Annotated in this window: 11 protein-coding genes; 7 read left to right on the plus strand and 4 right to left on the minus strand. The window is 69.2% G+C overall.

From position 1 onward, the window contains the following. Positions 1-32 precede the first annotated feature (32 nt). The 3 genes from AB0N16_RS22385 to chpE all read left to right on the plus strand — a co-directional run bounded on the left by AB0N16_RS22385 (position 33) and on the right by chpE (position 2,230). The gene (locus AB0N16_RS22385; protein WP_365799262.1) at positions 33-1,178 is read left to right on the plus strand and encodes a GAF domain-containing sensor histidine kinase; all 1,146 of its coding nucleotides are present in this window, start codon (positions 33-35) and stop codon (positions 1,176-1,178) included. After that, positions 1,171-1,812: a response regulator transcription factor gene (locus AB0N16_RS22390; protein WP_365799264.1), complete on the plus strand. Its 642-nt coding sequence runs from the start codon at positions 1,171-1,173 to the stop codon at positions 1,810-1,812. Before AB0N16_RS22385 ends, AB0N16_RS22390 begins: the two co-directional genes overlap by 8 nt. A 169-nt stretch (positions 1,813-1,981) precedes the next feature. Beyond that, positions 1,982-2,230 carry a chaplin ChpE gene (gene chpE / locus AB0N16_RS22395; RefSeq protein ID WP_365799313.1) on the plus strand — a complete coding sequence of 83 codons (249 nt, stop codon included), beginning with the start codon at positions 1,982-1,984 and terminating at the stop codon, positions 2,228-2,230. Between the two features lie 156 nt (positions 2,231-2,386). Here chpE and AB0N16_RS22400 read toward each other — a convergent pair whose 3' ends face one another. Then, positions 2,387-3,172, minus strand: coding sequence for a hypothetical protein (locus AB0N16_RS22400; RefSeq protein WP_365799266.1), 786 nt, complete (start codon positions 3,170-3,172; stop codon positions 2,387-2,389). A gap of 150 nt (positions 3,173-3,322) precedes the next feature. Here AB0N16_RS22400 and AB0N16_RS22405 point away from each other — a divergent pair, with 150 nt between their 5' ends. From AB0N16_RS22405 to AB0N16_RS22415, 3 genes are all read left to right on the plus strand, one after another. After that, positions 3,323-4,114 carry an ABC transporter ATP-binding protein gene (locus AB0N16_RS22405; RefSeq protein WP_365799268.1) on the plus strand — a complete coding sequence of 264 codons (792 nt, stop codon included), beginning with the start codon at positions 3,323-3,325 and terminating at the stop codon, positions 4,112-4,114. A gap of 83 nt (positions 4,115-4,197) precedes the next feature. Continuing rightward, on the plus strand, positions 4,198-4,629 hold the full coding sequence (locus AB0N16_RS22410; RefSeq protein WP_365799270.1) for an NfeD family protein: 432 nt from the start codon (positions 4,198-4,200) through the stop codon (positions 4,627-4,629). A 129-nt stretch (positions 4,630-4,758) separates the two neighbouring features. Next, the gene (locus tag AB0N16_RS22415) at positions 4,759-5,703 is read left to right on the plus strand and encodes an SPFH domain-containing protein (RefSeq protein WP_351705772.1); all 945 of its coding nucleotides are present in this window, start codon (positions 4,759-4,761) and stop codon (positions 5,701-5,703) included. A 111-nt stretch (positions 5,704-5,814) separates the two neighbouring features. Here AB0N16_RS22415 and AB0N16_RS22420 read toward each other — a convergent pair whose 3' ends face one another. The 3 genes from AB0N16_RS22420 to AB0N16_RS22430 all read right to left on the minus strand — a co-directional run bounded on the left by AB0N16_RS22420 (position 5,815) and on the right by AB0N16_RS22430 (position 7,879). After that, positions 5,815-6,324 carry an HNH endonuclease gene (locus AB0N16_RS22420; RefSeq protein ID WP_365799272.1) on the minus strand — a complete coding sequence of 170 codons (510 nt, stop codon included), beginning with the start codon at positions 6,322-6,324 and terminating at the stop codon, positions 5,815-5,817. Positions 6,325-6,491: 167 nt separating this feature from the next. Continuing rightward, the gene (locus AB0N16_RS22425) at positions 6,492-7,031 is read right to left on the minus strand and encodes a YbhB/YbcL family Raf kinase inhibitor-like protein (protein WP_365799274.1); all 540 of its coding nucleotides are present in this window, start codon (positions 7,029-7,031) and stop codon (positions 6,492-6,494) included. A gap of 65 nt (positions 7,032-7,096) precedes the next feature. After that, the gene (locus AB0N16_RS22430) at positions 7,097-7,879 is read right to left on the minus strand and encodes a sporulation protein (protein WP_365799277.1); all 783 of its coding nucleotides are present in this window, start codon (positions 7,877-7,879) and stop codon (positions 7,097-7,099) included. Positions 7,880-8,015: 136 nt separating this feature from the next. Between AB0N16_RS22430 and AB0N16_RS22435 the strand changes: the two genes are divergently transcribed. Further along, positions 8,016-8,666, plus strand: a complete 651-nt coding sequence (locus AB0N16_RS22435; protein ID WP_365799279.1) for a DNA-3-methyladenine glycosylase — start codon at positions 8,016-8,018, stop codon at positions 8,664-8,666. The last annotated feature ends 346 nt before the right edge of the window (positions 8,667-9,012 follow it).

Consider the following 9,012-nt stretch of genomic DNA (forward strand, 5'->3'; position numbering starts at 1 on the left):
GCGGTGTCACACCCCGCCGGTACCGTGAGGGCATGAGTCAAGGTCCCCGGTCCGGCCTCGCGGCGGTCAGCGCCGCGCTGCTGGCCATGAGCAGGCACCTGGAGGTGCGCGACGTCCTCAAGACGATCGTCGCCTCGGCCCGTGAGCTGCTCGACGCGCAGTACGCGGCGCTCGGGGTCCCCGACGACCACGGCGGCTTCGCCCAGTTCGTCGTCGACGGTGTCACCGACGCCCAGTGGAAGGCCATCGGCCCGCTCCCGCGCCAGCACGGCATCCTCGCCGCGATGCTCCACGAGGCGAAGGTCGAGCGGCTCGCCGACGTCCGCAAGGACCCCCGCTTCGAGGGCTGGCCGTCGGCGCACCCCGAGATGTCCGACTTCCTGGGCCTGCCGATCCGGGACGGCGACGAGGTCATCGGCGCGTTGTTCCTGGCCAACAAGGACTGCCGGAAACCCGAAGGCGGCTGCGGCTTCACCGCGGAGGACGAGGAACTGCTCTCCACCCTCGCCCAGCACGCCGCGATCGCCCTCACCAACGCCCGCCTCTACGAGCGCAGCCGCGAGCTGACCATCGCCGAGGAACGCTCCCGGCTCGCCCACGAGCTGCACGACGCGGTGAGCCAGAAACTGTTCTCCCTGCGCCTGACCGCCCAGGCCGCCGCCGCCCTGATCGACCGCGACCCCTCCCGCGCCAAGGGCGAGTTGCAGCAGGTGGCCGCGCTCGCCGCCGAGGCCACCGAGGAACTGCGCGCGGCCGTCGTGGAGCTGCGCCCGGCCGCCCTCGACGAGGACGGACTGGTCGCCACCCTCCGCACCCAGGTCCAGGTCCTCGACCGCGCCCACGGCGCGCGCGTGACCTTCGCCGCCAGCGGCTTCCGCGCCCTGCCCGCCGCCCAGGAGGAGGCATTGCTCCGGGTGGCCCAGGAAGCCCTGCACAACGCCCTGCGGCACTCCGGAGCCGAGCACGTCGACGTGACCGTGAACCGGCGCGGCGGTGGTGCCGTGCTGCGGGTCACGGACGACGGCAGCGGCTTCGACCCGCACCTCACCCGCAGTGCCGGACGCCACCTCGGCCTGGTCTCCATGCGGGACCGGGCAGGCGGGGTCGGCGGCACGCTGACCGTGGAATCGGCGCCCGGCAAGGGCACCACGATCGAGATGGAGGTCCCCGGTGGCTGACGCGATCAGGGTCCTGCTCGTGGACGACCACCAGGTCGTCCGCCGGGGCCTGCGTACCTTCCTGGAGGTCCAGGACGACATAGAGGTCGTCGGCGAGGCCGCCGACGGCGCCGAAGGGGTCGAGCGCGCCCAGGAGCTGAGCCCCGACGTCGTCCTCATGGACGTCAAGATGCCCGGCATGGACGGCGTGGAGGCCCTGCGCAGGCTCCGCGAACTCGACAACCCCGCGCGCGTGCTCATCGTCACCAGCTTCACCGAGCAGCGGACGGTGGTCCCGGCCCTGCGCGCCGGCGCCGCCGGGTACGTCTACAAGGACGTCGATCCCGACGCGCTCGCCACCGCCATCCGCTCGGTGTACGCCGGACACGTCCTGCTCCAGCCCGAGGTGGCCGGTGCCCTCCTCTCCCAGGAGGAGGCCAGCTCCGGTCATGGCAGGGGCGGTTCGCTCACCGAGCGGGAGCGCGAGGTGCTCGGGCTGATCGCCGACGGCCGCTCCAACCGCGAGATAGCCCGCGCCCTGGTGCTCTCCGAGAAGACCGTCAAGACGCACGTCTCGAACATCCTGATGAAACTCGACCTCGCCGACCGCACCCAGGCCGCCCTGTGGGCCGTGCGCCATAGCGTGACCGGCTGAAACGTTTTCCGTAACGCTTCACCGGCGGCAACATGAAGGGTCGTCCTACGGGCTGAGATTCATACCGTCGTGGGAATGTCACCCGGACGGCGCATCCTCGCCCGGCCATCGGCGTTCTTCAGTGCGTGCCGCGGCGACCGCCGTGGCGATCGCCAAGGAGGCTCAAGAAGTGAAGAACCTGAAGAAGGCAGCGGCCGTGACGATGGTGGCCGGCGGGATCGTGGCCGCGGGCGCGGGGATGGCCTCCGCCCACACCGGCGGCGCGCACGCCGACGGCAAGGCCCAGGGCTCTCCGGGCGTCGTCTCGGGCAACGTCATCCAGGCCCCGGTGCACATCCCGGTCAACGCCGTCGGCAACAGCGTCAACGTCATCGGCGTGCTGAACCCCGCCTTCGGCAACCTCGGCCTCAACCACTGAGACCGCGCCGCTCGGCGGCATCGACCTCCGGCCTTCCGGGCGCCCCCGGAAGGCCTGGCCGGCCTCCTGAACCCCGCCTTCGGCAACATCGCGGTCAACAAATAGGACCGGCGCCACCGTCGAGGGCTACGCCCCCCGGCGTAGCCCTCGGACGCTCTAACGCCCCCGCTCGCGCTCCTCCACCACCGAGTTGTACGCCGCCACCTGCGCCCGCCGGGCCGTCCGCTCCACCGGCCGCAGGGCCAGCGACCGCGCCGCCATCTCCGACGCGCTCACCGCGCCTCCGTGCCCGTTCTCGTAGGCCAGCGAGATCAGCAACCCGACCCGCTGCGCCAGCTCGAGCACCCGCACCGCACGCGGCGGGTAACCGGGGGCCAGCACCTCCCGCCCCCGCTCGGCCCGCGCCCGGTACGCGTCGATCGCCGCCTCCGCCACCGGGCCCGAGCCGGCGACATCCAGTTTCGCCAGCATCTCGGTCGCGTCCCTGAGCGCCTCCGCCAGCTCCCGCTCAGCCTCGCCCAGCGAGGGCACGTCCGCAGGCGGCGCCTCGCGCACCGGCAGCACATGCCAGACCACCTCGACATGCACATCACCGGCGGGACCGGCCTCGTACACCTCCGGCACCAGCCCGAACGCGGCGCCGTAACAGATCACCGCCTCCTCGGCCTCCAGGGCCCGCGCGTTGAACCCCGGCGGACCGCTGAGTCCCAACGGATGCCCCGACGCAGGCAGCGCGACCCGCAGCCCGGTCGCCCCCAGCGACCGCAGCCGCCCCAGCGCCAGCGTGAGCCCGACCGGAGCGGACTCCCCGGGCAGCCCCTCCACCCGATGCACCGCGTCCTCGCCGACGATGGCGAGCACGGCGTCATCCGGAGAGACAAGTCCGGCCAATAGGGCATTTCCCCATGCGGCGAGGCGTCCTGAGCGCTGTTCCGAAAGCATGCCTCCACCCTAAGGACCGGACCGATGGAATGGAGCGCCGTACGCGTGGCGTAGATTTCATAAGGGCTGCGCCCACCGACGCCGCCGCCCGAGCCACAGGCGTACGCGCCAGCCGAGACCGGCCACACTGCAAGGGGAGACAACGCGCTCATGAGCGATGTTCTGGAGCTTCAGGACGTATCCGTGGTCCGGGAGGGCCGGGCTCTGGTGGACCAGGTCTCCTGGTCGGTGAAGGAGGGCGAGCGCTGGGTCATCCTCGGCCCCAACGGCGCCGGCAAGACCACCCTCCTGAACATCGCCTCCAGCTACCTCTTCCCCAGCAAGGGCACCGCCACCATCCTCGGCGACACCCTCGGCAGGGTCGACGTCTTCGACCTGCGCCCCCGCATCGGCGTGGCCGGCATCGCCATGGCCGAGAAGCTCCCCAAGCGCCAGACCGTGCTGGAGACCGTGCTCACCGCCGCCTACGGCATGACCGCCCACTGGCAGGAGGAGTACGACGAGGTCGACGAGCAGCGCGCCCGCGCCTTCCTCGACCGGCTCGGCATGACCGACTACGTGGACCGGAAGTTCGGCACCCTCTCCGAGGGCGAGCGCAAGCGCACCCTGATCGCCCGCGCCCTGATGACCGACCCCGAACTGCTGCTGCTCGACGAGCCCGCCGCCGGCCTCGACCTCGGCGGCCGCGAGGACCTGGTCCGCCGCCTCGGCCGGCTCGCCCGTGACCCGATCGCCCCCTCCATGATCATGGTCACCCATCATGTCGAGGAGATCGCCCCCGGGTTCACCCACGTCCTGATGATCCGCCAGGGCAAGGTCCTCACCGCCGGCCCCCTCGAGCTCGAACTCTCCTCCCGCAACCTCTCCCTCTGCTTCGGCCTCCCGCTCGTCGTCGAACAGCTCGGCGACCGCTGGACGGCCCACGGACTCCCCCTGTCCTAAGGGTTCCTGACGGCTCCTGACGGGCGTTCCGCCCCGGGAAAGCACCCTGTCGGCGTCGGCACCCGCGGCCCTACCATGACAAGGTGAACAGCATCGACGCATGGGTGTGGTGGCTCGTCGGCGCGGCGGCGCTCGGAATCCCGCTCGTGGTGACCGCCATGCCGGAGTTCGGCATGTTCGCGGTCGGCGCGCTGGCCGCCGCGGCCACCGCCGGACTCGGTGCGGACGTCGTGATCCAGGTACTCGTCTTCGTCGTCGTCTCCGTCGCCCTGATCGCCGTCGTACGGCCCATCGCGGCCAGGCACGCCGCCCAGCGACCCCAACTCGCCACGGGCATCGACGCGTTGAAGGGCAAGCAGGCCGTCGTACTGGAACGCGTCGACGGCTCCGGCGGACGGATCAAGCTGGCCGGCGAGGTCTGGTCGGCACGCTCGCTCGACACCGGGCGCGCCTACGAAGCCGGAGAGGAAGTGGACGTCGTGGAGATCGAGGGGGCCACGGCTATCGTCATCTGACCTCGTACGACGCAACTCAGCGGAAGGACTCCCGAGTTGGGCGAGGGTCTGTCAGACTCGTCCAGCAAGATCTTCGACAACCATAAGATCTGCCGAGCGCCGAGGCGGAGAAGGGTACGGGGAGCGACGATGGAACCGGTCATCATCGTCCTGGTCATTCTGGTGGTGTTGGTCTTCATCGCCTTGATCAAGACGATCCAAGTCATCCCACAGGCGAGCGCCGCCATCGTCGAGCGCTTCGGCCGCTACACGCGGACCCTGAACGCGGGCCTGAACATCGTAGTTCCGTTCATCGACACCATCCGCAACCGCATCGACCTGCGTGAACAGGTCGTACCGTTCCCGCCCCAGCCGGTGATCACCCAGGACAACCTGGTCGTGAACATCGACACGGTCATCTACTACCAGGTCACCGACGCGCGAGCGGCCACCTACGAAGTCGCCAGCTACATCCAGGCCATCGAGCAGCTCACGGTCACCACGCTCCGCAACATCATCGGCGGCATGGACCTGGAACGCACCCTGACCTCCCGCGAGGAGATCAACGCGGCCCTGCGCGGCGTCCTCGACGAGGCCACCGGCAAGTGGGGCATCCGCGTCAACCGCGTCGAACTCAAGGCGATCGAGCCACCGACCTCCATCCAGGACTCGATGGAGAAGCAGATGCGCGCCGACCGTGACAAGCGCGCCGCGATCCTCACCGCGGAAGGTACGCGGCAGGCGGCGATCCTCACCGCCGAAGGCGAGAAGCAGTCCCAGATCCTGCGCGCCGAGGGTGAGGCCAAGGCGGCCGCCCTGCGCGCCGAGGGCGAGGCCCAGGCGGTCCGCACGGTCTTCGAGGCGATCCACGCCGGCGACCCGGACCAGAAGCTTCTCTCCTACCAGTACCTGCAGATGCTCCCGAAGATCGCCGAGGGCGACGCCAACAAGCTCTGGATCGTCCCCAGCGAGATCGGCGACGCCCTCAAGGGCCTGTCCGGCGCGATGGGCAACTTCGGCAACCTGGGCGGCGGTTCGGGCGGCAGCGGCAGCGTCCCGGCCCAGGAACGCCGCGAGAAGCCGAACATCGACTAGGCGTCCCTGCAAACAAAGCGTTCCCCGTGCCCACTTCCTGGGGGCGCGGGGAACTGCGCGAACAACCACGAACGACCTGTAGCCGCCCGACGAACTCAGCCAGGCAGACGACTAGGCCGCAACATCTCCGGACAGCCACTCAGGAAGCGCGGCCAAGTCCTCGGCCCCCATGGCCAGCAGCATCGCATCCTGCGGCGAAGGCTCGAACGGCCTCCGAAGCAACGGCATCCCCGCCTGCTCGGGCGTCCGGTCCGCCTTCCGGTGATTGTCCTCCGCGCACGAGGCCACCGTGTTCAGCCAAGAGTCCTGACCGCCCTGGGCCCGAGGCACCACGTGGTCGACGGTCGTCGCCCGCCGCCCGCAGTACGCGCACCGGTGCCGGTCCCTGACCAGCACACCCCGCCTCGACCAGGGCGCCTGTCTCCGGAACGGCACCCGTACATACCTGCAGAGCCTGATCACCCGAGGCGCGGGTATGTCCACCTCGGCACCGCGCATGCGCAGTTCGGGGTGGGCCTGCTCGACGACGGCCTTGTCCTGGAGCACCAGGACGACGGCTCGATTCAGAGTCACCGTAGACAGCGGCTCGAAGCTCGCGTTCAGCACCAGCGTGTCACGCATCCAGCCCACCTCCCATGTGCACCGTGCCCACCCCCGGCGGGCTTGGATCAACTCTGGACGGGCGCGCCGAGATGGACAACGCAATAAAAACTGCCCGCCCCTGATCACTTCCAAGACCAGGGACGGGCAAACGTTCAATGAACGCTTGGCTGATTTCGCGCGGTGCGTCAGCCCTTCTCGGGGTTCTCGTACTCGCCGATCAACTGGGCACGGGCGATCGCGTGGAACCGCAGATTGAACCCGACGACGGCAGGCGACACATCGGCGTCCGGTCCGAGCTTCTCCTGGTCCACCGCGTACACCGTGAAGACGTACCGGTGCGGTCCGTCCCCGGGCGGCGGCGCGGCACCGCCGAAGTCCTTCGACCCGTAGTCGTTGCGCACCTGTACGGCGCCCTCGGGCAGGCCCTCGAACTTGCCGCTGCCCGCACCCGCCGGCAGCTCGGTCACCGAGGCCGGAATGTCGAACACGGACCAGTGCCAGAACCCGCTCCCCGTCGGGGCGTCCGGGTCGTAGCAGGTCACGGCGAAGCTCTTGGTCCCGGCCGGGAAGCCCTCCCACCGCAGCTGCGGCGAGGTGTTGCCCTTCGCGTAGACCTGAGCGTCCTTGAGCGTCCCCCCTTCCTCGACGTCCTCGCTCGTCACCGTGAACGACGGGACGGATGGATGGAAGTCATGGGGGAGAGGCCGCCGCTTGAGCTCGGTCACCTCGGTACCTCCTGATCGATGCTGATCGCTTACGGAAGCCGTTACGGACTCCGTGGTTCCCGAGCCTAGAACCAGTTGCGCTTGCTGCCGACTTCGGACAGCCACTGGTTGAGATAAGCCGCCCAGTCGGTCCCGTGGAAGTCCTGCAGACCCACCTGGAACGACCGGAAGGTGTCACTGCCCTCGCTGAACAGTCCCGGCTTCTTGTCCATTTCGAGGATGACGTCCATGGCGTGCGCGTCCGCCACGAAGCTCAGCTCGACCTGGTTCAGTCCGCGGTACTGGGACGGCGGGTGGAACTCGACCTCCTGGTAGAACGGGAGCGTCTGGCGGGTCCCCCGGATGTGACCGCGTTCCAGGTCCGCGTTCTTGAAGCGGAAGCCCAGCTGGATGAAGGCGTCCAGGATGGCCTTCTGCGCCGGCAGCGGGTGCACGTTGATCGGGTCCAGGTCACCGGAGTCGACGGCACGCGCGATCTCCAGTTCGGTGGTCACCCCGATGTGCATCCCGCGCAGCGCCTGCCCGTCGATCATCGTGACGGGTGTCTCCCACGGGATCTCCAGCCCGAACGGCACCGCGTGCACCGCCCCGGCCTGCAGCTCGAAGGCACCGCCGAGCCGCGCCTTGCCGAAGTCGATGTTCTGCTTGTACTCCTCGTCGCCGCTCTCCACCTCGACCCGCGCCTGGAGACCCACGGACAGCCCCTGGATCTCCTGGTTCACCGAGCCGCCCTGGATCCGCACCTCGCCCTGGACGACACCGCCTGGCACGACGTTGACCTCGGTGAGCACCGTCTCGACGGAAGCCCCACCGGCCCCCAGGCTCGCGAGCAGCTTCTTGAACCCCATGACTCTCCCTTTACGTACGGATCCTTGAACCCTAGAAACGCGATCCGGCCGCGACCGGTTCCGGCCCACACCCTGGCAAGGAGACGAATCCTTGACCACCCTTTGGCACGACCGGCCTGGACTAGGCTCGGACGCCATGATCGCGCCCCCGGACCGTACGCCACTCCCCAGGGACTTCTTCGACCGCCCTGTACTGGAGGTCGCCCCCGACCTCCTCGGCCGCATCCTCCTCCGCACCACCCCGGACGGCCCGATCGCGGTGCGCCTCACCGAGGTGGAGGCGTACGACGGTCCGAACGACCCCGGGTCGCACGCCTATCGCGGACGCACACCCCGCAACGAGGTGATGTTCGGCCCACCCGGACACGTGTACGTCTACTTCACCTATGGCATGTGGTTCTGCATGAACCTCGTCTGCGGCCCGGAGGGCCGACCCAGCGCGGTCCTGCTCCGCGCCGGCGAGATCGTCGAGGGCGCCGAGCTCGCACGCAAACGTCGACTTTCGGCCCGATACGACAGAGAACTGGCCAAAGGCCCGGCCCGCCTGGCCACCGCCCTGGGTGTCGATCGAGCCCTGGACGGCACGGACGCGTGCGCCGCCGGCGAGACACCGCTGCGGATGCTCACCGGTACTCCCGTGCCCCCCGACCAGGTGCGGAACGGCCCGCGCACCGGAGTCGCCGGCGAGGGAGGCAACGGTGACGCCCATCCCTGGCGTTACTGGATTGCCAATGACCCGACGGTCAGTCCCTATCGGGCCCATGCACCCCGGCGCCGCTCAAGTTGACGCGTCCCTGGAAGGTGCGTAACGTAGCCCGAGCCGCTTGAACCGGGTACGGCATTCGCCAGCAGCCGGAAGCGGCCACCCACTACTACGACTTCCCCTGGCGGGGTCGAATTCGTCATGTCCGCATGCCCGAATTCGAACTCATGGCACTCGATTATGAGTCTCGCAGGGAATCGGCTAACGTAGTGAATGTCGAAAGGCCGACAAGCGAAAGCCGGAAAGCCCCAGACAATCCCGCCGACCGGGAATCGGACGCCGAAAGGATCTGATAGAGTCGGAATCGCCGGAAAGGGAAACGCGAGAGCGGGAACCTGGAAAGCACCGAGGAAATCGGATCGGAAAATGA

It is taken from the genome of Streptomyces sp. NPDC051105, assembly GCF_040682795.1.
Taxonomy (GTDB): Bacteria; Actinomycetota; Actinomycetes; order Streptomycetales; family Streptomycetaceae; genus Streptomyces.